25 protein-coding genes and 1 tRNA gene are annotated in these 23,411 nt (G+C 71.1%); 10 read left to right on the forward strand and 16 right to left on the reverse strand.

The features are described 5' to 3' along the window. The first annotated feature begins 147 nt into the window (after positions 1 to 147). On the forward strand, positions 148 to 2,262 hold the full coding sequence (locus tag ACIBTU_RS12125; RefSeq protein ID WP_399125942.1) for a DHA2 family efflux MFS transporter permease subunit: 2,115 nt from the start codon (positions 148 to 150) through the stop codon (positions 2,260 to 2,262). 36 nt (positions 2,263 to 2,298) lie between these two features. On the opposite strand, the gene ACIBTU_RS12130 is transcribed toward ACIBTU_RS12125, so the two are convergent. The 3 genes from ACIBTU_RS12130 to ACIBTU_RS12140 form a co-directional block, all read right to left on the reverse strand. Beyond that, a complete protein-coding gene (locus ACIBTU_RS12130; protein ID WP_399125943.1) occupies positions 2,299 to 2,805 on the reverse strand; it encodes a GNAT family N-acetyltransferase in 507 nt (168 codons plus the stop codon). Positions 2,806 to 2,883: 78 nt separating this feature from the next. Continuing rightward, positions 2,884 to 3,273, reverse strand: coding sequence for a VOC family protein (locus ACIBTU_RS12135; protein WP_399125944.1), 390 nt, complete (start codon positions 3,271 to 3,273; stop codon positions 2,884 to 2,886). 46 nt (positions 3,274 to 3,319) lie between these two features. Continuing rightward, positions 3,320 to 3,988, reverse strand: coding sequence for an HAD-IA family hydrolase (locus tag ACIBTU_RS12140; protein ID WP_399125945.1), 669 nt, complete (start codon positions 3,986 to 3,988; stop codon positions 3,320 to 3,322). A gap of 355 nt (positions 3,989 to 4,343) precedes the next feature. Here ACIBTU_RS12140 and ACIBTU_RS12145 point away from each other — a divergent pair, with 355 nt between their 5' ends. The 3 genes from ACIBTU_RS12145 to ACIBTU_RS12155 all read left to right on the forward strand — a co-directional run bounded on the left by ACIBTU_RS12145 (position 4,344) and on the right by ACIBTU_RS12155 (position 7,277). Next, positions 4,344 to 4,994, forward strand: coding sequence for an HNH endonuclease family protein (locus ACIBTU_RS12145; protein WP_399125946.1), 651 nt, complete (start codon positions 4,344 to 4,346; stop codon positions 4,992 to 4,994). A gap of 165 nt (positions 4,995 to 5,159) precedes the next feature. Further along, positions 5,160 to 6,701 carry a recombinase family protein gene (locus tag ACIBTU_RS12150; RefSeq protein ID WP_399125947.1) on the forward strand — a complete coding sequence of 514 codons (1,542 nt, stop codon included), beginning with the start codon at positions 5,160 to 5,162 and terminating at the stop codon, positions 6,699 to 6,701. A gap of 123 nt (positions 6,702 to 6,824) precedes the next feature. Beyond that, positions 6,825 to 7,277, forward strand: coding sequence for a DoxX family protein (locus ACIBTU_RS12155; protein ID WP_399125948.1), 453 nt, complete (start codon positions 6,825 to 6,827; stop codon positions 7,275 to 7,277). A 63-nt stretch (positions 7,278 to 7,340) separates the two neighbouring features. On the opposite strand, the gene ACIBTU_RS12160 is transcribed toward ACIBTU_RS12155, so the two are convergent. Next, positions 7,341 to 7,892 carry a superoxide dismutase family protein gene (locus tag ACIBTU_RS12160; RefSeq protein ID WP_399125949.1) on the reverse strand — a complete coding sequence of 184 codons (552 nt, stop codon included), beginning with the start codon at positions 7,890 to 7,892 and terminating at the stop codon, positions 7,341 to 7,343. 247 nt (positions 7,893 to 8,139) lie between these two features. Between ACIBTU_RS12160 and ACIBTU_RS12165 the strand changes: the two genes are divergently transcribed. Next, a complete protein-coding gene (locus tag ACIBTU_RS12165) occupies positions 8,140 to 8,769 on the forward strand; it encodes a DedA family protein (RefSeq protein WP_399125950.1) in 630 nt (209 codons plus the stop codon). Here the strand turns inward: ACIBTU_RS12165 and ACIBTU_RS12170 are convergent. Further along, complete coding sequence (locus tag ACIBTU_RS12170) at positions 8,757 to 8,999, reverse strand: DUF2277 domain-containing protein (RefSeq protein WP_399125951.1); 243 nt, start codon at positions 8,997 to 8,999, stop codon at positions 8,757 to 8,759. The genes ACIBTU_RS12165 and ACIBTU_RS12170 overlap by 13 nt on opposite strands. A gap of 106 nt (positions 9,000 to 9,105) precedes the next feature. Here ACIBTU_RS12170 and ACIBTU_RS12175 point away from each other — a divergent pair, with 106 nt between their 5' ends. Continuing rightward, entirely contained in the window at positions 9,106 to 9,471 is a 366-nt protein-coding gene (locus tag ACIBTU_RS12175) for a hypothetical protein (protein ID WP_399125952.1), read from the forward strand. A gap of 78 nt (positions 9,472 to 9,549) precedes the next feature. Here ACIBTU_RS12175 and ACIBTU_RS12180 read toward each other — a convergent pair. Beyond that, a tRNA-Val gene (locus ACIBTU_RS12180) sits at positions 9,550 to 9,621 on the reverse strand. A 214-nt stretch (positions 9,622 to 9,835) separates the two neighbouring features. Here ACIBTU_RS12180 and ACIBTU_RS12185 point away from each other — a divergent pair. The 3 genes from ACIBTU_RS12185 to ACIBTU_RS12195 all read left to right on the forward strand — a co-directional run bounded on the left by ACIBTU_RS12185 (position 9,836) and on the right by ACIBTU_RS12195 (position 12,726). Beyond that, positions 9,836 to 10,618: a DUF4097 family beta strand repeat-containing protein gene (locus ACIBTU_RS12185; RefSeq protein ID WP_399125953.1), complete on the forward strand. Its 783-nt coding sequence runs from the start codon at positions 9,836 to 9,838 to the stop codon at positions 10,616 to 10,618. A gap of 111 nt (positions 10,619 to 10,729) precedes the next feature. Next, positions 10,730 to 12,088: a hypothetical protein gene (locus tag ACIBTU_RS12190; protein WP_399125954.1), complete on the forward strand. Its 1,359-nt coding sequence runs from the start codon at positions 10,730 to 10,732 to the stop codon at positions 12,086 to 12,088. Positions 12,089 to 12,213: 125 nt separating this feature from the next. Continuing rightward, the gene (locus ACIBTU_RS12195) at positions 12,214 to 12,726 is read left to right on the forward strand and encodes a DUF4383 domain-containing protein (RefSeq protein WP_399125955.1); all 513 of its coding nucleotides are present in this window, start codon (positions 12,214 to 12,216) and stop codon (positions 12,724 to 12,726) included. Between the two features lie 13 nt (positions 12,727 to 12,739). On the opposite strand, the gene ACIBTU_RS12200 is transcribed toward ACIBTU_RS12195, so the two are convergent. The 4 genes from ACIBTU_RS12200 to ACIBTU_RS12215 form a co-directional block, all read right to left on the reverse strand. Next, positions 12,740 to 12,970 (reverse strand): zinc ribbon domain-containing protein, encoded by a 231-nt coding sequence (locus ACIBTU_RS12200; protein WP_399125956.1) that lies wholly within the window; start codon positions 12,968 to 12,970, stop codon positions 12,740 to 12,742. 187 nt (positions 12,971 to 13,157) lie between these two features. Beyond that, on the reverse strand, positions 13,158 to 13,985 hold the full coding sequence (locus tag ACIBTU_RS12205; RefSeq protein ID WP_399125957.1) for an HAD family hydrolase: 828 nt from the start codon (positions 13,983 to 13,985) through the stop codon (positions 13,158 to 13,160). A 17-nt stretch (positions 13,986 to 14,002) separates the two neighbouring features. Next, positions 14,003 to 16,483 carry a phosphoribosyltransferase gene (locus ACIBTU_RS12210; protein WP_399125958.1) on the reverse strand — a complete coding sequence of 827 codons (2,481 nt, stop codon included), beginning with the start codon at positions 16,481 to 16,483 and terminating at the stop codon, positions 14,003 to 14,005. Continuing rightward, positions 16,480 to 17,655 carry an HpcH/HpaI aldolase/citrate lyase family protein gene (locus tag ACIBTU_RS12215; protein WP_399125959.1) on the reverse strand — a complete coding sequence of 392 codons (1,176 nt, stop codon included), beginning with the start codon at positions 17,653 to 17,655 and terminating at the stop codon, positions 16,480 to 16,482. The genes ACIBTU_RS12210 and ACIBTU_RS12215 overlap by 4 nt, the downstream gene beginning before the upstream one ends. A 257-nt stretch (positions 17,656 to 17,912) precedes the next feature. Between ACIBTU_RS12215 and ACIBTU_RS12220 the strand changes: the two genes are divergently transcribed. Next, a complete protein-coding gene (locus tag ACIBTU_RS12220) occupies positions 17,913 to 18,770 on the forward strand; it encodes a TerD family protein (protein WP_399125960.1) in 858 nt (285 codons plus the stop codon). 15 nt (positions 18,771 to 18,785) lie between these two features. Here ACIBTU_RS12220 and ACIBTU_RS12225 read toward each other — a convergent pair whose 3' ends face one another. The 6 genes from ACIBTU_RS12225 to ACIBTU_RS12250 all read right to left on the reverse strand — a co-directional run bounded on the left by ACIBTU_RS12225 (position 18,786) and on the right by ACIBTU_RS12250 (position 23,309). Continuing rightward, on the reverse strand, positions 18,786 to 19,535 hold the full coding sequence (locus tag ACIBTU_RS12225; RefSeq protein ID WP_399125961.1) for a Tellurium resistance: 750 nt from the start codon (positions 19,533 to 19,535) through the stop codon (positions 18,786 to 18,788). Between the two features lie 106 nt (positions 19,536 to 19,641). Further along, positions 19,642 to 20,781 (reverse strand): DUF475 domain-containing protein, encoded by a 1,140-nt coding sequence (locus ACIBTU_RS12230; RefSeq protein ID WP_399125962.1) that lies wholly within the window; start codon positions 20,779 to 20,781, stop codon positions 19,642 to 19,644. 70 nt (positions 20,782 to 20,851) lie between these two features. Next, positions 20,852 to 21,427, reverse strand: a complete 576-nt coding sequence (locus tag ACIBTU_RS12235; RefSeq protein WP_188339143.1) for a TerD family protein — start codon at positions 21,425 to 21,427, stop codon at positions 20,852 to 20,854. Between the two features lie 103 nt (positions 21,428 to 21,530). Next, positions 21,531 to 22,106: a TerD family protein gene (locus tag ACIBTU_RS12240; RefSeq protein ID WP_188339142.1), complete on the reverse strand. Its 576-nt coding sequence runs from the start codon at positions 22,104 to 22,106 to the stop codon at positions 21,531 to 21,533. A gap of 153 nt (positions 22,107 to 22,259) precedes the next feature. Next, on the reverse strand, positions 22,260 to 22,718 hold the full coding sequence (locus tag ACIBTU_RS12245) for a peroxiredoxin (RefSeq protein WP_399125963.1): 459 nt from the start codon (positions 22,716 to 22,718) through the stop codon (positions 22,260 to 22,262). 159 nt (positions 22,719 to 22,877) lie between these two features. Further along, positions 22,878 to 23,309, reverse strand: coding sequence for a DUF3052 domain-containing protein (locus ACIBTU_RS12250; RefSeq protein WP_188339140.1), 432 nt, complete (start codon positions 23,307 to 23,309; stop codon positions 22,878 to 22,880). Positions 23,310 to 23,411 lie beyond the last annotated feature (102 nt).

Consider the following 23,411-nt stretch of genomic DNA (forward strand, 5'->3'; position numbering starts at 1 on the left):
TGCAGACCGTATGAAGAACCTGTGGTGTCGGTCCGGGGAAAACGGACACCGCGCCCCGGACTCAACAGGCCAAAACGGGGCACAGCCACCAGGATGGAGGAGTCAGCTCTCCGGCCGGTTCGGGCCGAAGGGCCCGTGGAGGTGGCCATGAGCACCCAGGACAGCGGCACTCAGGACGGTGGTACGCGGGGCGGTGACACTCCGGTCGGCGGCACGGGCAGGGCCCGTACCCACGCGCCAGTACCGGACGACACGGCGAAGAGCGGCAGCGTCCTGGTGTCCATCGGCGCGCTGCTGCTCGGGATGCTGCTCGCCGCGCTCGACCAGACGATCGTCTCCACGGCCCTGCCGACCATCGTCAGCGACCTCGGCGGCCTCGACCATCTGTCCTGGGTGGTCACCGCGTACATGCTGGCGTCGACGGCCGCGACCCCGCTGTGGGGCAAGCTCGGCGACCAGTACGGGCGCAAGAAGCTCTTCCAGATCGCGATCGTGATCTTCCTGATCGGTTCGGCGCTGTGCGGCGTCGCGCAGAACATGCCGCAGCTCATCGGCTTCCGCGCGCTCCAGGGTCTGGGCGGCGGCGGCCTGATGGTCCTGTCGATGGCGATCGTCGGCGACATCGTGTCGCCGCGCGAACGCGGCAAGTACCAGGGCCTGTTCGGCGCGGTCTTCGGCGCGACGAGCGTCCTCGGCCCGCTGCTGGGCGGGCTGTTCACGGAGCATCTGAGCTGGCGCTGGGTGTTCTACGTGAACCTGCCGATCGGGGTCGTCGCGCTCGCCGTGATCGCCGCCGCGCTCCACATCCCGGTCCGCGCCCGCAAGCACCGCATCGACTATCTCGGCACCTTCCTCATCGCGTCCGTCGCGACCTGTCTCGTGCTCGTCGCCTCGCTGGGCGGCACCACCTGGGACTGGGGTTCGGCGCAGATCGTCGGGCTCGCCGTGCTGGGCGTGCTGCTCGCGGTCGTGTTCGTGTTCGTCGAGTTCCGGGCGGCGGAGCCGGTGCTGCCGATGAAGCTGTTCCGGGTGCGGACGTTCACGCTGTCCGCCGTGATCAGTTTCGTGGTGGGCTTCGCGATGTTCGGCGCGATGACGTACCTGCCGACGTTCCTCCAGGTCGTGCACGGGGTGTCGCCGACCATGTCGGGTGTGCACATGCTGCCGATGGTGTTCGGGCTGCTGATCGCGTCCACCGGGTCCGGGCAGATCGTCAGCCGCACCGGCCGCTGGAAGGTCTTCCCCGTCGTCGGCACCGCCGTCACCGCGCTCGGCCTGCTGCTCCTGCACAACCTCGACGAGAACAGCTCGACCCTGGAGATGAGCGGCTACTTCCTCGTCTTCGGCTTCGGGCTCGGCCTCGTCATGCAGGTGCTCGTCCTGATCGTGCAGAACGCGGTCCCGTACGAGGATCTGGGCGTCGCCACCTCGGGCGCCACCTTCTTCCGCTCCATCGGCGCCTCGTTCGGCGTCGCGATCTTCGGCACGATCTTCACCAACCGGCTGGGCACGAAGCTCACCGACGCCCTGGCCGGACAGCAGCTGCCCCCCGGTGTCAGCCCGGAGTCGCTGGGCGCGGACCCGCGCGGCATCGCCGGCCTGCCGCCCGCGCTCCAGCCGCAGGTGCTGCACGCCTACTCGTCGTCGATCACCGACGTCTTCCTGTACGCGGCGCCGGTCGCGCTGCTCGCGTTCGTCCTGTCCTGGTTCCTGCGCGAGGACAAGCTGCGTGCCTCCGTGACCGCCCCCGACACGACCGAGACCCTCGCCTCCAACCCCGTGGAGCGGTCCTCGTACGACGAGTGCGCGCGGGCGCTCTCCGCGCTCGGGACGCGGGAGGGGCGGCGGGCGATCTACGAGAAGATCACGGCCCGCGCGGGTGAGGACCTGCTGCCGGCGGCGAGCTGGCTGGTGCTGCGGATCAACCGGTACGGCTGGGCCGAGCCGTCCGCGCTCGCCGAGCGCAGTCGCGTGCCGCTCCCGGTGATCATCGCGGCGGCCCGGCAGGTCGAGGAGCGGCGCCTCGCGCGGCGCGAGGGGCTCGACCTGGTGCTCACGGAGCAGGGCCGCGAGGTCGCGGGCCGGCTGGCGAAGGCCCGCGAGGAGTCCCTCGCGGAGCTGCTCGGCGACTGGTGGGGGCCGGACCGCCCGACCGACCTGAACCAGCTCGTCGCCGAGCTCAACACGGAGATGTGCGGCTCGGACGAGGAGCGGCCGCACGACGGGAGGCAGGAGCGCGGGCGGGCGGGCCTGGCCGCCTGACCCCGTCTGCTGTCACGGCGCCTTGAGGTCTTCCTTTCACGCCGCCTTGAGGTCCTTGCTGAACCAGTGCTCGGCGTAGAGGGCGTCGTTGAACGCCTCGGTCTCCGTGTATCCGAGCCGGGCGTACAGGGCGCGGGCCTCCACGAGGTCGGTGCGGGTGTCGAGCCGGATCAGCTCGGCGCCCAGGTCCCGGGCCGCGTCCTCGGCCGCGGCGACGAGGCGGGCGGCGCCACCGGTGCCGCGCAGATCCGCGCGCACGTAGACCCGGGTCAGCTCGGCGGTGCCGGCGTCGGCGAGCCACACCCCGGCCATTCCTGCGGGCTCGCCGCGGTACCGGCCCACGAGGAGCCGGCCCTTCGGCGGCATCAGATGGCCGCCCGGGTCGGCGGCGATCTCCCGCTCCAGCTCGTCGGCGTCCGTGTCCCGGCCCTCGTACCGCTGGTACCAGCGGTCGCTCACCTCGGTGTAGTACGCGCGCCAGAGCGCGAGCGCGTCGGGCGAGTCGTGGGGCTCGGCGGCGATGGTCCAGCTGACGTCAGGCATCCCCGATGATGTTCCACCCCCGGGGTGCCCCCGCAACCGGATATTCGCGGGACCGGCGCCGCTCGGGGATCGTCCGGGTCAGTCGAGGCAGAACTCGTTGCCCTCGATGTCCTGCATCGTCAGACACGACTCGTTCTCCTCGTCGGCCAGCTGCAGCAGCACACGGGTCGCCCCGAGCTTCTCCAGACGGGCCTCCTCGGCCAGGATCACGGCGAGCCGCTCCTCACCGACGAGCCCCTTGCCGACCCGGACGTCGAGGTGCACGCGGTTCTTGACGACCTTGCCCTCGGGGACGCGCTGGAAGTACATGCGCGGGCCCTTGCCGGTGGGGTCGGAGGCCGCGGCCCAGGCGTCGTCCCCGTCCTCGTCGACCGTCGGCACGTACCCCATCACCTCGCACCAGAAGTGGGCTACGCGCACCGGCTCGGCGCAGTCGAAGGTGACCTGGATTTCCTTGATCGACGTCATCGGGCCATCGTAGGAGGGCGCCCGGCGCTCCCACACCCCAATTTCCTCAGCCCACGTGCAGCAGGATCTCCCCGTCGGCCGCCGCCTCGACGCGTACGGAGGTCAGGTCGTCGACCTGGACGGTGGGGCCGTACTCGGCGGCCCGGGGTCCGATCCCGACGACCCGCATGCCGGCGGCGAGGCCCGCCGCGATGCCCGCGCCGGAGTCCTCGAAGACGACGCAGTCGGCGGGGTCGACGCCCAGTTCCGCGGCGCCCTTGAGGAAGCCCTCGGGGTCGGGCTTGCTCGCGCCGACGTTCTCGGCGGTCACCCGGACCGTCGGGTAGGGCAGGCCCGCGGCGGCCATCCGGCCGGTCGACAGGGCGACGTCGGCCGACGTGACCAGCGCGTGCGGGAGCCGGCCGGTGAGCAGCGTGTCGAGGAACGCGGCCGCGCCCGGCACGGGCACGACGCCGTCCATGTCGGCGGTCTCCTCGGCGAGCATGCGGGCGTTGTCCGCGTGGTTCTCGGCCATGGGGCGGTCGGGCAGGAGCAGCGCCATCGAGGCGTAGCCCTGGCGGCCGTGCACGACCCGCATGACCTGGTCCGGGTCGAGCCCGTGACCGGCGGCCCAGCGGAGCCAGCAGCGTTCGACGACGGCATCGGAGTTGACGAGGGTGCCGTCCATGTCGAGCAGCAGGGCGCGTGCGGACAGAACGGTGGGCGTGGCCGTCATCGGGGGGCTCCAGGGAACGGAGGCGGGGGTGCGGGTCCAAAGCGGGCCCCGCCCGCCGGTCAGGGAGGCGGGCGGGAACCACTTTGTTCCCCCACGGTACAAAGCGGGCCCGCAATATCCAAATCCGCCCCGAACGGAACGCCGCCAGGGGCGCGGGCAGCCGTACGACCAGCCACGACGACACTCCAACCGGTGACGAGACCCCAACTGGCAACGGCGCGGGCCTGATCGACCCCTTGTCGAACCGTCAACTTGACGCGACCCTGTCACTCAACGGACGCCCGCCCGACACCCCACTCGGCCACCATCCGAACGACCACGCGTCCGAACGGCCCCCCACACCCAGGGAGTTCACATGCTCAGCCGCACCTTCTACGCGCGTCGACGCACGGCCCTGATCACCGCCGGAGCGGCGACCGCCCTCCTCACGGCACTGACCGCCACCCCCGCGCAGGCCTCCCCGCCGACCCCCGTCAGCGCCGCCACCGCCCGCACCTACCTCTCCGAACTGACCGTCAGGGCCGAGGGATCGAGCGACGGCTACAGCCGCGACAAGTTCCCCCACTGGATCACCCAGTCCGGCACCTGCAACACCCGCGAGGTCGTCCTCAAGCGCGACGGCACGAACGTCGTCACAGACTCCAACTGCGCAGCCACGTCCGGACGTTGGTACTCGGAGTACGACGGCGCCACCTGGACCGCCGCGTCGGACCTGGACATCGACCACGTCGTCCCGCTGTCCGAGGCCTGGAAGTCCGGCGCCAGTTCCTGGACGACGGCGCAGCGCCAGGGCTTCGCCAACGACCTGACCCGCCCCCAGCTCATCGCGGTCACCGACAACGTCAACCAGTCCAAGGGCGACCAGGACCCGGCCGAGTGGATGCCCTCGCGCACCGCGTACACCTGCACGTACCTGCGCATGTGGGTCCAGGTGAAGCACTACTACAACCTCACGGTCGACTCGGCGGAGAAGAGCGCGATCCAGTCCGGCCTCAGCGGCTGCTGAACCGACCTCCGAGCCCCCGAATCACGCGACCTGCCTCCGGCGTGCCACTCCTGACACACAGGCGCGGGACGCCGGAGGAAGTCCGACGACGACACACGAGGCATAACTGCATGAGTTTTGACAATCCAGATACCGACGAGTGGCTGTTCTGAAACACTCGTCACCATGAAGGCACTGAGCGCCATCCGCCTGTCGGTCCTCACGGACGAGAGCACGTCACCGGAACGTCAGCGGGCCGCCAACCAGCAGGCCTCTGCCGCCATTGGCGCGCACATCATCGGAGAGGCTCTCGATCTCGGCGTGTCAGCCTCCAAGACCTCACCGTTCGGCCGCCCGGAGCTCGGCCCGTGGCTGACCGATCGGGCCTCCGCCTTCGACGTGGTGGTGTGGTGGCGCTTCGATCGCGCCGTGCGGTCCATGCACGACATGACCCGCCTCGCCGACTGGGCAGCGGATCACCAGAAGATCCTCGTATTCGCCGAAGGTCCGGGCGGACGGCTGGTACTGGACTTCCGGCAAGGCCTCGACCTGGTTACGAAGCTGCTGCTGCAGGTGTTCTCGTTCGCCGCCGAGTTTGAAGCCGCGTCGATTCGCGATCGAGTCATCGGTGCCCAGGCCGCGCTGCGGACCATGCCGCTGCGTTGGCGCGGCAGTCGACCGCCATACGGTTACCGGCCGGAAAAGCTGCCGTCCGGCGGGTGGACGCTTGTACCGGACCAGGAGGCCGTTGCCGTCATCGAGCGGATTGTCGCCGCCCTCGCCGACGGGAAATCGCCGCAGTCCATCGCACTGACGCTCACGGCCGACGGGGTGCCATCTCCACGCGATCACTGGCGGGAACAAAAGGGTCGGATGCAGGAAAACCACCCGTGGACGGCTACCGCCATCACGGGACTGCTGCGCTCCCCGGCACTACTCGGCCACAAGACCCATCAAGGCAGAGCAGTGCTGGACTCCGACGGGAAGGCCGTCCCGGCCGCCGCCGAGCCGATCCTGTCACCCGCTGAATTCGACGCCGTCGGCGCGCTGATCGACAAGCGGGCACGCGAGCCTGCGGTCCGGAAGGACACACAGTCGCTGCTGCTCGGCGTCGCACTGTGCGACAGCTGCGGAGGGAAGTTGTACCTCAACATGCAGCAGTCGCGACCTGGGCAGCGACCTACGTACAAGTGCAACAGCCGCGCCAACGGTCGGCCATGCGACGAGCCAGTCTCGTTGCGCGCGGACTGGCTGGAAGAGTGGGTGGCCGAACAGTTCCTCGCAACAGCCCGCGACATTCGGGTCACCGAGACGCGCGAGGTTCCTGGCTACGATCCGTCGATCGAACTCGGCGAGCTCAGCGCGGAGATGACGCTGCTGCTCGAACAACCGGCTCAGTCGCAGATGGCGCAACGCACACTGCGGGCCAAGATCGGTGCACTGGACGCGCGCATGGCCGTACTGGAAGCCGCCGAGACCGTACCGGCGCGCGTCGAAGTGATCAGCGGCGAGACTACTTACGCGGAGGAGTGGACGGCCACCGACAGCGACAGGGTGGCCCGTCGCCAGATGCTGCTGAATGCCGGAGCCGAAGTCCGCGTCCGCCCTGGGCGCGCCGGCGGCTGGCGCAGCTTGGACACCTCACGGGTCACCTTTCGGCTGACGAATACCTCCCTCGCGGAGGCTACTGACGAGCTCACCGCCGTGGCACGGGACGCGACGGAATGAGCGCACCGAGAAGGGATGCGTCGGCACTTGCAGCTCCCCGGGCAAATGGCTAAATGTTGAACTTGCAAGTTCAAGTAAGGTTCCCCTAATCTCTGGGCTCCCCCAACATGAGGAGTCCCCACCATGACTGGACGTCTGAACAGCGCCCAGCCCTACGCCCTCGGCCTGTTCCGCATAGTCGTCGGCCTGCTCTTCGCCTGCCACGGCACCGCTTCCCTCTTCGGCTACCCCGAGAGCCCGATGGGCGGAGCCGCTCCCGCCGTCGGCGCCTGGCCGGGCTGGTACGCCGGTGTCATCGAGATCGTCTGCGGCGCCCTCGTCCTGATCGGCCTCGGCACCCGCGCGGCCGCCTTCCTGGCCTCCGGTGCGATGGCCTACGCCTACTTCGACGTCCACCAGTCGATGGCCCTGTGGCCCATCGCCAACGGCGGCGACGCCGCGGCGCTGTTCTGCTGGGCGATGCTGCTGCTCGTCTTCACCGGCTCCGGCGCCCTCGGCCTGGACCGGCTGTTCGCCGCGCGCGGTGCGCGCACGTCCGGGGAGCAGAGCCCCGAGCGCGAGAAGGTCACGGCCTGACCGCACCCCGCACCGCAAGCACCACCCGCTCCATCCGCACCACCCGCACGACGCGTCCGGCCGTCAGGTCAGCGACGCGAACGGCACCGTGAAGCAGGCCACGCGGTTCCCCGCCCCACCGGGCGCGTCGTGCAGCACCACCGAATTGGCCTCGCCGCGGCGCAGCCCCCACGCCTTGTGCACGACGGCCCGTCCGTCGCCCGCCCGGTCGGTGGTGAAGTCCAGCCAGACCTCGTTCGCGGCGTCCGCCCGCCCGGGGTCCTCCTCGTGCCGGTAGTGGCCGCCCGCCGCCTCGGGATCGGCCCCGCAGGGCTCTTGGTGGACGTGCGCCCCGTAGGCACGGCCCGGCTCCAGCCCTTCGACGGCGAGCCGCACGGTCATCTCGGACCGGCTGCCTTCCTGCTCGACCTCGATCGACGCGCCCGGCGGCACGAGCCGGTCGTCGTAGGTGACCGCGGCCGACGGCACGAACGCCGTCGGCGGTGCGAAGCGCGCCTCGACCCGCAGCCAGTACGCGTCCGATCCGCCGCCGCCCGGCGCACCGCTCGCGCCGCCGGCGCCGCCCGCCGCGAGCACGGCCGCCGCGAGGACGCCGCTCACCATTCCTGTAACCATCACCGGTTCCTCCTCGCACCCCCCGCATCCCTGGTCCGTTGGTACGGGACACCGGCCTCCGGCGCCCGGTCCGACACGGCGATCGAGTGAACGTGACGTGGGGAACATCTGTACCCCTTGCGTCACTTCAGCAACTCTTGAGGCGTACGCTGTACAGCTGTCATCAGCCGCTCCCAGCCCGGAGGAACGGTCGGAGGAACAAGACGAAAACGGTCGTACGGGTCGACGTACGGGGAGTGGACACGCGGTGTTGGAGAGTGTGGGGTCGCTGACCGGCAGTCCCTGGATCTACGTGATCGTCGCCGTCTCGGTCCTCTGTGACGTCTTCCTGCCCGTGCTGCCGAGCGGTGTCCTCGTGATCACCGCGGCGACCGCGGCGGCCGCCGGTACCGGCGCGGCCACCGGGGAGGTCCCGCACGGGGTACCCGACCTGCTGGCGCTCACACTGAGCGCGGCGACCGCCTCCGTCCTCGGCGATCTCGTCGCCTACCGGCTCGCCTGGCGCGGCGGCGAGCGCCTCGACCGCGCCATCGCCCGCTCCCGGCGGCTGTCCACCGCGCAGGAACGTCTCGGCGGGGCGCTCGGCCGCTCCAGCGGCGGACTGCTCGTGATCATCGCCCGGTTCGCGCCCGCGGGCCGCTCGGTAGTGTCCTTCGCGGCCGGCACCGCGCACCGCCGGGTCCGCGAGTTCCTGCCCTGGTCCGCCCTGGCGGGCTTCGCCTGGGCCGCGTACAGCGTCGCGCTCGGCTACTTCGGGGCGCACTGGCTCGGCGCGGGCTGGATGTCCACGCTGGTCTCGCTGCTCGCCCTGGTGGGCGCGGGCTTCCTCGCGGCCTACGTCATGCGCCGCCCGGCCCCGCGGGCTCAGGAGGCCTGAGCCTCGGCGGGCTTGGAGTGCGCGCCGCGTACCTCCAGGTTGTCGAGCAGGGCGGCGGTGGCGCGGGCGATCTCGTCCACGGCCCGGTCGAACACCTCGCGGTTGTGCGCGGCCGGGGCCCGGAAGCCGGACACCTTGCGCACGTACTGGAGGGCGGCGGCCCTGATCTCGTCCTCGGTCGCCTCTTCGGGCTGGGCGGGCGGGCGGAGCGTTTTGATGCTGCGGCACATGTCTTCAGTCTGACGCGCCGGGGAGCACCTGTCAGACGTACACACGTTCGCGTGAACCGGGCCGAGTAGCTCGCCTCACTAAATCGAACAGACGTACCATTGAGGGGTGGCAGCGAACGATGACTCCGCCCCCGACTTCGACTATCCGAGCGATCTCCTCGCCGGCCAGGAGGAGCTGCACCAGGTCCGGGCCGATCTCCAGGCCCTCCTCAAGCGGCTCCCCTGGTCCGTGGAGCCCCTCGACGCGGTGAGCGACACCCAGGGCTGGCGCAAGCTGGAGCGCCCGGCCTCCCCGGGCTGGACCGGCGACGAGCAGGCGGAGGTCGAGAAGCTCCGGCAGCGCGAGCTGGAGCTGGCCGTCTTCGTGACGTGCCACCGCTACTGGTCAGGCCTCAGCGGCACCGAGGCGGTCCGCGCCCGCGCCGCCCTCAAGCACCTCCCCGAGCGCTCCGGCACGGACGAGCCCGGCTGACCCCGGCCCGTTCCCGCCGGAGAACGACGAAAGCCCCTCACCGGTCGCGGTGAGAGGCTTCGTACGAGGTGGAACCGGTGGGCGCGGACGGTTTCGAACCGCCGACATCCTGCTTGTAAGGCAGGCGCTCTACCCCTGAGCTACGCACCCGGCAGCCTGGCGCTGCGACCAGGACGAGCCGACAGCGTACCTTGCCGACGGCCGTGCACCGCAAACCCGTATCGGGCCGGGCCACTGCGGGGGTTTACCCCACCGTGGATCCGGTGGCCGGCCGGATCCCGCCCCGGCCGCTCCCCCCGTACGTTCATGACGGGCCGGACGCCGAGGCGGCCCGCACCAGCCGTCGCCCCAGGGGGAGTTCGCCATGACCGTCCGTCGTCCGCACCGCACCGCCCGCGTGCTCGCCGTCACCGCCGCCACCGCCGCCCTCGCGGCCGGCGTGACGGCCTGCGGAGCCGACGCCCGCGACGACACCCGCCCCGAGCACCGCTCCTTCGCCCTCCAGGGCCGCACGCTCACCGTCGACTCCGACGACTCCGCGCTCGAACTCGTCCCCGCCGACGGCGACGAGGTGAAGGTCACCCGGTGGTTCGAGGGCTCCACCGTGATCGGCTCCGACCCGAGGACCACCTGGCGCTGGGACAAGAGCGAGGACCGGCTGACGCTGCGCCTCGACTGCTCCGGCTTCATCGCCGACTGCTCGGCCCGGCACCGCCTCGAGGTGCCGCGCGACGTCAAGGTCGTCGTACGGGACGACGACGGCAGCGTGCGCGCCACCGGCTTCCGGCACGGCCTCGACATCACCGCGCAGGACGGCTCGGTCCGGATCACGGACAGCGCCGGGCCGCTGCGGGTGCGCACCGACGACGGCTCCGTGAAGGCCACCGGGATCGACGCCCGCACGGTGTCCGTGCGCACCCAGGACGGCTCGGCGGACCTGGACCTGCGCACCGTGCCCGACCGGGTCGACGCCGTCAGCGACGACGGCTCGGTCGATGTCGCGCTGCCCGGCTCCGCCGCGTACAAGGTGAGCTCGCACTCGGACGACGGTTCGGTCCGGGTGTCCGTGCCGCGCGACGCCGACAGCGCGCACCGGGTCACGGTCCGCACCCAGGACGGAAAAGTCACCCTCCGAACCGCGAACTAACCGGGCCGTGTGTTCGTCATTAACCGGTGGGAGAATGAACACCGGTCAGGCTGGTGACGGCACGGGAGAGGTCAGAGGTTAGTGACGACGGCGACGAAGCGTCCCCGAGGGGTGCGTGGCCTTGTCGTTCGGCGCCCCGTCCCCGCGTCCCCCTGGCGGGACCTCCTCACCCTGACCCTGCTGCCGGTGCCGCTGCTGGCCGCCGCCGTCACCGCGTCGTTCCACGCGGGCGGTACGCGCCGCTGGTTCGGCGGCCGCTCGGAGAGCCAGCGGGCCGAGGCGCAGGCCGCCAAGGACGCGGCCGCCGCGGCGTTCTACGAGCTGGACACCGCCCAGCGCGACCTGCGGATCTCCATCGAGACCATCACGGCGGTCGACGACTCCCCCGCCGCCCGCCGCGCCGTCACCGACTTCCAGCAGCTCGGCGCCCGCATCGACGAGGCCAGCGGGCGGTACATCAGCGCGGTCGACGCCCATGACCTGGACCGGGACGACCTGGAGGCCTCCGTCGCCGCCCGCGCCCGGGGCGAACTGGCGCGGGCGAAGGACGACTTGGTCCAGGTCAAGCGAGACCTCGACCGGTTCGCGCAGGGGCTCGGCCCGCTGCTCGGCAAGGCCGAGACCCAGCTGGCGCGGCTCGCGCCCGCCGTGGAGCGCGCCCGTCAGGCCCTGCTCGCGGCGACGACCGCGCTGGACGCGGTCCGGCAGGCCGGGCTCAAGGCCGACGACCTCGCGGCCCGGCTCGCCGCCCTCGGCCCCGAGCTGACGAAGCTCAACCAGGGGGCGGGGCAGCACGGTGTGCCCGAGACCCTGGAGCGGGCCGAGCGGGTCGCCCGGGACGCCGAGGCGGTGCGAGCGGAGGCGCAGCGGCTGCCGGAGAAGGCCGCCGAGATCGACCGCAGGCTCGTCTCGCTGCGCACCCGGGCGCAGGCCCTGACCACCCGGGCCGGGCAGGTCGAGCCGGTCCTGAGCGAGCTGCGGCGCCGGTTCGCGGCCGCGTGCTGGCAGGACCTCCAGCGCGTCCCGGAGCTCGCCGCGGAGAACGTGAAACAGGCCGAGACCAAGCTCGCCGAGGCCCGCACGGCCCGCGACGAGCAGCGCTGGCCGGACGCCACGTCCCGGCTCTCCACGGTCCGCGCCCTGCTCAACACGACGGACGAGTCGGTCTCCGCCGCCTCCGACCGGCTGCGGCGGCTGAACGCGGTGGCGAAGGACCCGCAGCAGGAGATCGACCGCACCCGGTTCGCGATCCGGGACGCGCAGCGCCTCGCGATGGCGGGCCGCGCGACGCCCGATCCGCGGCACGCCCGCCCGCTGGACGACTCCGTGGCCCGGCTCGACCGCGCCGTCGCCGGCCTGGAGGGCCGACACCCCGATTACTGGCACTTCCTGACCGAGACGGAGGCGGTGCGGCAGACCGTCGCCCATGTCGTCGCCCAGATCCGGGAGGACCGCGGCGGGGTCGCCTGACCGGCGCGCCGGAGGTACCGGCGATGTTGGCACTCGCCGTGCGGCGGGCGGATCCTTGGAGTACGTACGCGCGGTACATGCCGTACGCGCCGTACGTGTTGTACGCGCGAGGAGGCGAGGCGACCATGGCGGCCACGCAAGCACTCCACCCAGGCTCCCGGCGGCGCGTCAGGCTGGACGAGCATCTGCCCGTCGATCACCGGCTCAGCCAGGTCTACCGTGCCGGGGCGGGTCTGATGGGTCTCGTGCTGCTGGCCTTCGGCATCCTCGGCCTCATCGACAGGATCGGCTTCTTCGACACGGGCGGAGACACCGTCGCGGGGCTGAACACGAACGGCGCGCTCAGCGTGCTGTCCATCTGCGTCGGCCTGCTGCTGTTCGCCGGCATGGTCGTCGGCGGCAACTTCGCCTCGACCCTGAACATGACGCTGGGCGTCCTGTTCATCCTCAGCGGTTTCGTGAACCTGGCCCTGCTCGACACCGGTGCGAACTTCCTGGCGTTCAAGATGCAGAACGTGCTGTTCAGCTTTGTCGTCGGGCTGCTGCTGATGTTCTTCGGCATGTACGGGCGGGTCAGCGGGGGCCTGCCGCACGACAACCCGTACTGGCAGGCCCGCCACCGGCCCGACGAGTTCTAGGTCCAGCCAGGACCTAGCCGCAGCAGCCGCCTCCGCAGCAACCGCCGCCTCCGCCTCCGGCGCTGGGGGCCGGGGCGGGGGCTGCGGCGCGGCCGGCGCCGCCGGTCATCGCGACGGTCGACAGGAGCTTGACCGTGTCCGAGTGGCCCGCGGGGCAGCTCGCCGGAGCGGAGGACTCGGCCATCGGCCGAGCCATCTCGAACAGCTCCCCACACTCCCGGCACCGGTATTCATAACGAGGCATGCGGACAGCCTACGGCGTGGGGGTTCGCGAAAGCGTCGCCGCCGCAGGGGCCGCGGATCGTCGCCGAGTGCCGCGCCGTCGTGGCTGGTCGCGCAGTTCCCCGCGCCCCTGAAGGCACACTCCGTGCGCCCCAGGACCGCTGACCACGCGCCGTCGCGGAGCCGCTGATCCGGCTCCCGGCGCCGGATCAGAGTGCGTTCAGGAAGGCGCGGAGGATCGTCTCGCCCGCCAGGACGCCGCGGTCCGGGAGCACCGTCACCCCGGGCCCCGTCCAGCCCAGGTCGGCCAGTTCGCCGTGGCCGGGGCGCCAGCCCAGATCGACCGCGCCGAGCAGATCCGCGTCCAGCAACGAGTCACCGGCCCCGAGCACCCGCCCGGCCCCGACCCGCCGCGCGACCTCCCGCACCGCCGCGCCCTTCGTGAGCGGCTTCGGCACCGCGTACACCTTGCGGCCCTGCAGCGACACGGACCAGCCCAGCCCGTCCGCCCACGCCCCGAGTTCCTTGACCCAGCCCTCGGGCAGTCGCGCCCGGTCCACGACCAGGTACGCGAACAGGTCCTCCGCGACCCGCTCCTTCAGCAGCCACTGCGGATCCGCGGCGGCGACCATCCGCTCCCGCACCTCGGCGAGCGGCGCGCACTCGTCCGCCAGCCGTTCCCCCACGGCCGCCCGCCAGTCCGGGTCGGAGACGCCGTCGACCAGCAGGTGCCCGCCGTTGGCCGTGATCGCGTACTTCGGCACGGGTCCGGGCAGCCGGATCCGCCCGTACTGCTCCCGCGTCCGCGTCGTCGTCGGCACGAACACGGACCGCCGGCCCAGCTCGACGAGCAGCTCGGCCGCGTCCTCCGTGACGTAGGACAGCGGCTTGCTCTCGTAGACCTCCACGCACAGCAGCCGCGGCGCCCGCGCGTCGGGCATGGTGAGCCCGAGCGCTCCGGCGGAGTAGATCAACGTACGGTCGAGGTCGCTCGCGACGACGGACACACCCGCGCTCGCGCCGGCACTCACATCCACGGCAGAACTCCCCGCGCTCACTTCGCCGCCACCGCCTTGCCGTCCGCACCCGTCGCCCCGCGCGTGAACCGCGGGTGGATCAATCCGACGCAGCTGTACGGCAGTTCGTCCACGATCTCGACCGGGACGCCGCGCTGCTCGGCGAGCAGCCGGACGTGGTCGAGGTCCGCTCCGGCGTCCGCGCGGGCCAGGATCTTCCACGGCACGCGACGCAGCAGCACCCGGGTCGTCTCGCCGACGCCGGGCTTGACCAGGTTCACATCGTGGATGCCGTACTCCTCGCTGATCCGCTCGACGGCGGCCCAGCCCTCCCAGGTGGGCTCCCGGTCGGCCCCGAGGAGCTCCTTGACGGCCACGTCCACCGCGTCCGCGACCTCGTCGAAGCGTCCGGCGACCGTGTCCAGGAAGGCCCCGGAGACATCCGCGCCCGCCAGCTCGCGGTAGAACTTCGCGCCGTGGAAGTCGTCCGGTCCGACGAGGTCCGCGCGCAGCACGGTGCGCGATATCAGCCCGGACACCGTCGAGTTGAGGCACGCGGAGGGGATGAGGAAGTCCTCGCGGGTGCCGTAGGTGCGCACGCAGGAGCCGGGGTCGGCGAGCACCGCGATCTCCGGGTCGAAGCCGGCCGCGCCGCCGGAAGCCTCGAACTCCCGTATCGCCGCGGCGAGTTCGCGGGTGATGGCGCCCTTGCCGGTCCAGCCGTCGACGAACACGATGTCGCGCGGGTCGTGGTGGGCGGCGAGCCAGCGCAGCGCGTTGGCGTCGATGCCGCGGCCGCGGACGATGGAGACGGCGTAGTGCGGCAGGTCGATGTCGTGCCGGTGGCGCGCCCAGCGGCGCATGAGCACGCCGACGGGCGTACCGGCGCGGGCGAGCGAGACGAGCACGGGGCGCCGGCCGGGGCGCTCGGCGAGCACGGTCTCGGTGACGACGCCGACGGCCCGCGCGATCCGCTCGCCGGAGCTGTCGAGCGCGGCGTGGAACAGCTCCTGGTACTGCTCGCTGGGCTGGTACTCGACCGGCAGCGACTCCGCGTAGTGCGCGCCGCCGCTCTGGATGGCCTCCTCGCGCTCCTCGGTGGGCGCCTCCAGGGTCACGTCCGAGAGGTCCTGGAGCAGCCAGCCGACCTCGTCCGGGGCGTACGAGGAGAAGTCGGGGCCGCGCAGCGGCTCGGGCAGGGACATGGGGGGCCTTTCGGGCGCGTCGGCAGGCGCGGGCGTGTAGGAGGGGATCACGACGACCACGACGCGGGCGACGTGCTCGGCGACCCGGTCGAGGAGGCCGCCGGGCGCGCTCAGCTCGGGGGTGTCGCCGGCCGAGTCGAGACAGACGACGGCGGTGTCGAAGCCGCCGCCCGCCACGTTGTACGCGAAGCGGTCGCCGGGGCCGTCGGCCGGGGCGTCGTGCGCGGGGAAGACGAGGCGGGTGCGGATCGCGTAGCCGGGGTCGTCGACGGCGAGGACGGGCGAGCGGGTGGTGGTGGAGTACGCGAGGTCGGCGCCGGTGTCCTCCAGGGCGGTGGCCAGGCGCAGCGGGGCGTACATCAGCTCCTCGTTGCCGAGGACGAGGGTGCGGCCTTCGATGTGCGGGGCGATGCGCGCGGCCATGGCGGGCAGCGCGGCCTCCAGGGCGGTGCGGTGCGCGGGCGTGAAGCCGTGCCGGCCGCCGTCGGGCACACCGGCGGGCCAGCCGAGCCCGGTGACGCGGACGATCTCGCCGCGCTCGCGCCGGGGCGGGGGCCCGGCGGCGCCCTCGTGCTCCTCGACGAGCGCCTGCCCCTTCTCCAGCACGCCGTCGGGCAGTGCGACGGTGCCGCGCGCGGCGACGACGAGGTCGACGCGGGCGCCGATCTCGGCGGCGAACGTGTCGAGGCGGCCCTGGTCGCCGGGCGAGCGCATGTCGACGAGCGCGACGATGACGTAGTGGTCGCGGGCGTGCAGCTCGTGGAGGGCGCGGATCGTGTTCAGCACCGTGTTCCCCGTGGAGAACTCGTCGTCGACGAGGACGAGCGGTCCGTCGCCGGCGAGGAGGGCGGGGTCCTCGGGGAGGAGGAGGTGCGAGGTGGCGTGGGAGTGGGACTCCTCGAAGCCGCCGGCGCGGGCGACGCCCTCGACGGGGCGGCGCGTGGAGTGCAGGTAGGGGGCCAGCTCGATGCCGTCGGCGACGGCGTGGCCGAGGCCGGTCGCGGTCTCCGCGTAGCCGAGCACGACGGCGCGGGCCGCCTGCGCGTCGCCGAGCAGCTCACGGACCCGTACGCCCAGGTCGTGGCCGCAGGACCGGACCACGGAGGGGCGCTGCGGGACGTGCTTGCCCAGCACGTTCGACACGAGCAGATGGGCTCGCTTGGGGTTGCGGCGCAGCGCGAGGCCGAGCAGCTCCGTCAGTCGCCGCTCGCCGTTCAGCTCGACGCCGAGCCGCTCGGCGACCCAGGTACCCGTCCACACCACGTCGTTCTCGTTCCTTCCGTCGTTCTTCCCGGCGTGCTTCGTACGGCTCATGCGGGCAGGCCCGCCGCGAGGAGTTCCACGAAGCCGACGTCCTCGCGGGCCACGCCGAAGGCCTCGGCGCGCTGGAGGGTGCGCTCGGCCCAGGCGCGGTGCGGCTTCACCTCGTTCATCTTGTTCGTGTACGCGGAGCGCATGACGCCGCCGCCGTCGCGCTCGGGGCGCAGGATGTCGCAGGCGTCGCTGTACTCCTCGTGGCTGACCACGGACAGCGCGTGCACGGGCAGGACGTGGGAGGGGTGGATGCAGGTCTTGCCCTGCAGTCCGTTGGCCCGGTCGAGCTCGATCTCGCGCAGCAGGCCGTCCATGTCGTGCTGGATGAGGGCCTGGCGCAGCTCGTCGGCCCGGACCTCGAGGAAGGGGCTGCGGCGCAGCTGCGGCTTGAACATGCGCTCCTGGTGCCGGAAGTACTCCCAGACGGGCCCGGTCACCGTGAAGCCGGTGCCGTCGGAGCGGCCCAGCCGGTTGACCACGTCGCCGATGACGGAGGCCACGATCTGGACGTCGTACGCGGTCATGTCCGGCGGCCGGCGCAGTCCGTACGCGGAGCAGAAGTCGGTGACGCCGAGGCGCAGGGCGAGGACGCGGTCGCGGTACTTGTCGACGGTGCGGGAGATCCCGGCGAGCGCCTCGGTGCGGGTCTCCAGGTGCAGCAGCTCGGGGGACTCCAGGACCGGCATGGCGAAGAGCCGTCGCCCGGTGGCCGCCTCGGCGCCGGTCAGCGCCTCCAGGAACGGGACGCCGCGCTCCTCGGTGAACTTCGGCAGCACGAATCCGGACAGCAGCGCGACGGAGGGGCCGAGCCGGTCGGTGAGCGTGGTGATCTGCTCGGGCGTGCGGACCCTGATGAAGAGCAGCGGGGGCTCGGCGGCGCCGTCCGTGACACGTGTGTGCAGGTCGGCGAACTGGCGGACCAGGTTGTCCTCGGCGTCGGCGACCTCGGCGTCGTCGATCGAGTCCTCCAGGCACAGCACCATGGACACGACCCCGCGCCCGGCCTGCTTGAGCACGTCGTCGGCGAGGCGCGGGCGGGTGGCCGGGCTGTAGAGCGTGGCGCCGAGCGCCGCCGCGAGCAGCCGGGGCGAGGATTCCGCCGTGAAGGCGCGCGGCTCCTCGTGGAACAGCCGTTCCCGCACCTCAGGGGCTATGTGCCCGAAATGACGCATGTGAGTCCCCCGATGATTTCCCGTTGGTGTGATGTTGGTGTGCCGGCAGACATGGGCGGCACAGACAGGACCGCGCTGACAAGAGGTGGCCGGTAATAGTACGTACAAACGTGTGTCAAGGGTTCCCGTGTGCCATGAAATTCAGGTAACCCACGCATGTCGTACACGTCCTTCCGGACGGTGTGTGCAGGGTCGTGCGCAGGCGATGACGGGGCCCCGCATTGTCCGGGCCGGGGCCGGGAAGGCAGGATGACCGCATGACGCACGCGATGCTCAAGGGGGCGAACATCCCGCTCGACGCCACGGGGGTGCGCGCCATTCTCCGGTGGTCCCCGGGGCAGGGCGTGCCGCCGGTGGACGCGTCGGCGCTGCTGCTCGGCCAGAACGGCCGGGTCCGCTCCGACGACGACTTCGTCTTCTACAACCAGCCGCGCCACCCTTCGGGGAAGGTCTGGCGGCTGGGCCAGAAGCGGGTCCCCGACGGGATGACGGACACGATCCAGGCGGATCTGGTGGGAATACCCCCGGAGATCTCCCGGGTCCTGCTGACGGCGTCCCCGGACGACGGTGTCAGCTTCGACCAGGTGCCCGGCCTGCGGATGAGCGTGTACGACGCGGGGGCCGGCGAGGCCGCCGAGCCGCTCGCGTACTTCGACATCAAGCCGGAGACGGGCGCCGAGACCGCGCTGATCTGCGCGGAGCTGTACCGGCGGGACGGCGGCTGGCGGCTGCGCGCGGTGGGTGAGGGGTACTCGAGCGGTCTGGTCGGGCTCGCCACCGACTTCGGCATCCTGGTCGACGAGGCCACGGCTCCCGAGCCGGCGCCGGAGCCCGCCCCGCCGGCCTCGGCCACCCCGGTCACGGCCCCGGTGGCCCCCGCGTCCGACGAGTCCGCGGTCACGGCGCAGGTCCCGCACCAGCCGCCGCCCTCCCCCGCCTTCCCGGTGCCCCCGCAGCAGCCTCCGGGTTACGGGTACCCGCCGGCCCCGGCGACGCAGCCGGCGCCGCCCTCGCAGCCCGCGTACGGCTATCCGCAGCCGGTGGCGGCCGCCGCCGGGGCGCCGGACCCGGCGTTCCGCATGCCGCCGCAGGGCCCCCAGTTCATCGGTCGGTGACCCGGGGCGGGCGCCTCAGGGGCGCTCGCCCACCTTCGGCTTGTAGCCCCGGCCCCACTGCAGGCCCCAGCCGAACAGCCGGTCCAGCTCGGACTGGAACCCGTACACGAACTTCACCTCGCGCCGTACGACGAGGTCGCCCTTGACGTTCTCGATCGAGACGACGGCGCAGGAGCGGGCCTGCGGGGCCCGCTCGTCGAGGCTGATCTCGATGCGCGGCCCGTTGCTCGGGAAGAGCGTGACGATGGCGTGGGTACGGTCGAACGCCGGCGTCTGGTCGTAGATGTAGACGAACACCAGCAGGCGTTTGATGGCGTCGCGGTGGTCGAGATTGACGTAGATCGTCTCGCCCGACGCCGAGCCGAACCGGTCGTCGCCGCTGAGCTTCACGTACGGCGGCGCGTTCAGGTCCCCGAAGAAGCCGCCCAGCGGCTGCACGACGCCCTTCTCGCCGTCCTTCAGCTCGTACAGGCAGCCGAGGTCCAGGTCGACGTTGACCATCGACTGGGTGTGCGCCTGGACGACGTCCGGCTTGAACATGCGGGACGGATGGCGCAGCACACTGTTCTTCTCGGGCCGGCCGATGTCCGAGGTGCGCATCCGCCAGGAGAGGTTCACCCGCAGGTTGCCCGTCGCGGCGCCCTGCTTGGACAGGGAGACCGTGGGGTGCCGCTTGGTCAGCTCGATCGCGTTGGTCGCCGCGCTGCCCGAGTCGAAGTCGAACTGCGCCGAGCGTCCGCTCCACAACCGGTCCCAGAAGGACATCTCCGCCCCCACTTTCCGTGGTCCTCCACATGCCGACGGGGCGGCCGCGGAGGACTCGTCCTCGTACGGCCGCCCCGTCCAGAGCGTTCCAGAAATGACCCCCGGGTCAAACCCCGGACGTCACCTCGGCTTTGTCCGGGCTGCCGCCCTCCTCGGCCGCCAGGCGCTTGTTGCGCCGTACGGACGAGAAGAAGGACCAGGCGATCAGGACGACGCCGACGAGGCCGGTGATGACCTCGTTGATCTCGTACTGGATGGTGACGAGCAGGATCACGGCGAGGGCGCCGATCGCGTAGTGCGCGCCGTGCTCGAGGTAGACGTAGTCGTCGAGGGTGCCCTGGCGGACCAGGTAGACCGTGAGCGACCGGACGTACATGGCGCCGATGCCGAGGCCGAGGGCCATCAGCACGATGTCGTTGGTGATGGCGAAGGCGCCGATGACACCGTCGAAGGAGAACGACGCGTCGAGGACCTCGAGGTAGAGGAACATGAAGAACGCGGCCTGTCCGGCCAGCAGCACGGCCGACTTGGGCTTGCCCTCGCGTGCGGCGCGCTCCTCCTCCTCGTGCTCGCGCTCCTCTTCCTCCTCGAGGCGGTTCTCGAAGTAGCCGGAGAGGCCGCCGACGATCAGGTACGTGATCAGGCCGCCGACACCGGCGAGGAGCACCGTCGCCTGCTTGTCGACGTGGACGCCGCCGTGCTGGTGCGCGTTGAGCGCGACGGTCAGGGAGGCGACGAGCAGGACGATCAGGGCGATGCAGACCGACAGCATGTCGACCTTGCCGAGCTTGGCCAGCGGCCGCTCGATCCAGCGCAGCCACTGGATGTCGCGCTCCTCGAAGATGAAGTCGAGGAAGATCATCAGCAGGAACATGCCACCGAACGAGGCGATCGACGGGTGCGCGTCCGTGACCAGCTGCTGGTAGCGCTCCTTATCGTCGAAGGCCAGCTGGACTGCGTCGATCGGGCCCAGCTTGGCGCTGATCGCGACGATCACGACGGGGAACACCAGCCGCATGCCGAAGACCGCGATGAGCACACCGACCGTGAGGAAGATCTTCTGCCAGAAGGCGTTCATCTTCTTCAGGACACCGGCGTTGACCACCGCGTTGTCGAAGGACAGAGAGATCTCGAGGACCGCGAGAATCGCGACGACCCCGAACGCCGTCCATCCGTCGTAGAACACCGCCGCGATCAAACCGAGCACGGTGATCGCGAACGACCAGCCGAAGGTTTTCAGAACCACTGACTACCCCATCGTGTGTACGGGTTTCCCCGTGCTGGTTGTACGGGGCTCCCCCGCTCCGCGCACGGCTTTACGAAACATTGACTCCGAAGTCTAGAGCGATGCCCCGCAGCCCGGACGCGTACCCCTGACCGACCGCACGGAACTTCCACTCGCCGCCATAGCGATAGACCTCGCCGAAGATCATCGCCGTCTCCGTGGAGGCGTCCTCGGAAAGGTCGTAGCGCGCCAGTTCCTGACCGTCCGCCTGATTCACCACGCGGATGAACGCATTGCTGACCTGACCGAAGGTCTGGCCCCTGTTGTCCGCGTCGTGAATGGAGACCGGAAAAACGATCTTGTCGCAGCCGGCCGGGACCCGGGAAAGGTCGATGATGATCGACTCGTCGTCGCCGTCGCCCTCACCGGTCAGATTGTCACCGGTGTGCTCGACCGAGCCGTCGGGGCTGGTGAGCTGGTTGTAGAAGATGAACCACTCGTCGCCCATGACGCGGCCGCCGCTGCACAGCAGCGCGCTGGCGTCCAGGTCGAAGTCGGCTCCCGTGGTGGAACGCGCGTCCCAGCCGAGGCCCACCAGGACCTGGGCCAGATTCGGTGCGGCCTTGGAGAGGGAGACATTGCCCCCCTTGGCGAGCGTGACGCCCATGATCGTGGTCCTCCCCGATGTGGAACGGTGCTGTGATCGAGCGCGTCCGGCGCCGCACTGCTGGAGTGCGGCGCCGGACGGTGTCTGGGTGGTGGTGGTCCGCTCAGACGTTGACGCCGAAGTCCTGCGCGATGCCGCGCAGACCCGAGGCATACCCCTGGCCGACGGCGCGGAACTTCCACTCCGCCCCGTTGCGGTACAGCTCGCCGAAGACCATGGCGGTCTCCGTCGACGCGTCCTCGGAGAGGTCGTAGCGGGCGATCTCGGCGCCGCCCGTCTGGTTCACGACGCGGATGAACGCGTTGCGCACCTGTCCGAAGGACTGCTGGCGGTTCTCGGCGTCGTAGATCGAGACCGGGAACACGATCTTGTCCACGTCGGCGGGCACGGCCGCGAGGTTGACCTTGACCTGCTCGTCGTCGCCCTCGCCCTCACCGGTCAGGTTGTCACCGGTGTGCTCGACCGAGCCGTCCGCGCTCTTCAGGTTGTTGAAGAACACGAAGTCCTGGTCGTTGCGTACCTTGCCCTCGGCGTTCGTCAGAATGGCGCTGGCATCGAGGTCGAAGTCCGTACCCGTCGTGGTACGGACATCCCAACCGAGGCCCACGACGACCGCTGTGAGGCCCGGAGCCTCCTTGCTCAGCGATACGTTGCCGCCCTTGCTGAGGCTGACTCCCACGAGTCCTCCCTGTGGTCTGAGGGGCGGGGAGCCCCCGTAGTGCGTCTGGCATCGGATCAACGTCTGGATCCTAGTGAGGGGTTCCCGTACCCCGCGAGGGTTCCCGCCGGGTGTCGCCGGGTGTCGCCCCTCGGGCCTGCTCCCGGGAGCGGCTCAGAGAGCGTCGATCGCCCGGACGTACTCGTTCAGGTCACGCGCGTCGGGCAGCGCGTTCTCGACGGTCCACTGGACGACGCCCTCCTTGTCGATGATGAAGGTGCCGCGCACCGCGCAGCCCTTCTCCTCGTCGAAGACGCCGTAGGCGCGGGAGGCCTCGCCGTGCGGCCAGAAGTCGCTGAGCAGCGGGTACTCGAGGCCCTCCTGCTCGGCGAAGACCCGCAGGGAGAACGGGGAGTCGTTGGAGACGGCGAGCAGCTGCACGTCGTCGTTGACGAACTTGGGCAGCTCGTCGCGCAGGGCGCAGAGCTCGCCGGTGCAGACCCCGGTGAAGGCGAACGGGTAGAAGAGCAGCACCACGTTCTTCTCGCCCCGGAAGTCCGAGAGCCTCACGGTCTCGCCGTGCTGGTTCTTGAGCTCGAAGTCCGGAGCCTTGGTGCCGACGGCGATCGCCATGGTGAAGCTTCCTCTCGGTGGGGCTGTTCGGGTGGGTTCAGCGTAGTTGGCGGGGGGTTCGGGACGCGGCGCGGGCTCCGGGAACGGGTGAGGCCCCCGGGGGCGCGGCGGTGCGCGCCCCCGGGGGCCTTCTCTTCTGGTCCCGTTCGCCGGGACGGTTCAGCGCTTCTTGGCGGCCGCCTTCGGCGTGGCCAGCCGGCTGCCGGTCCAGTCCTTGCCGGCGCTGACGCTCTTGGCGGCGGTGAGACCGGCGGTGGTGGCGGCCTCCCCGATCTCGCTGGGCTCGACGTAGCCGTCACGGCCCGTCTTCGGCGTCAGGAGCAGGATGGAGCCGCCCTCCTCCATGTACGCGATGGCATCCACCAGCGCATCGGTAAGGTCCCCGTCGTCCTCACGGAACCAGAGCACCACGGCGTCAGCCACGTCGTCGTAGTCCTCGTCGACGAGCTCGGAGCCGATGACTTCCTCGATGCTCTCGCGGAGCTCCTGATCGACGTCGTCGTCGTAGCCGATCTCCTGGACCACCTGGTCGGGCTGGAAACCGAGCCTTTCGGCAAGGTTCTTCTCCGCGTGGTCCGCGGTCGCGCTCACGGATTGCCTCCTGATCATGTTTACGAAAGTTCTTTGGTTGCCTGGGTGTCCCCAGAGCCTCGCGCACGCGCGAAGCGTTGGCCGTAGTCCACACGTGCGCGA

Origin of the sequence: Streptomyces sp. NPDC050145 (genome assembly GCF_044460245.1) — a bacterium.
Taxonomy (GTDB): domain Bacteria; phylum Actinomycetota; class Actinomycetes; order Streptomycetales; family Streptomycetaceae; genus Streptomyces.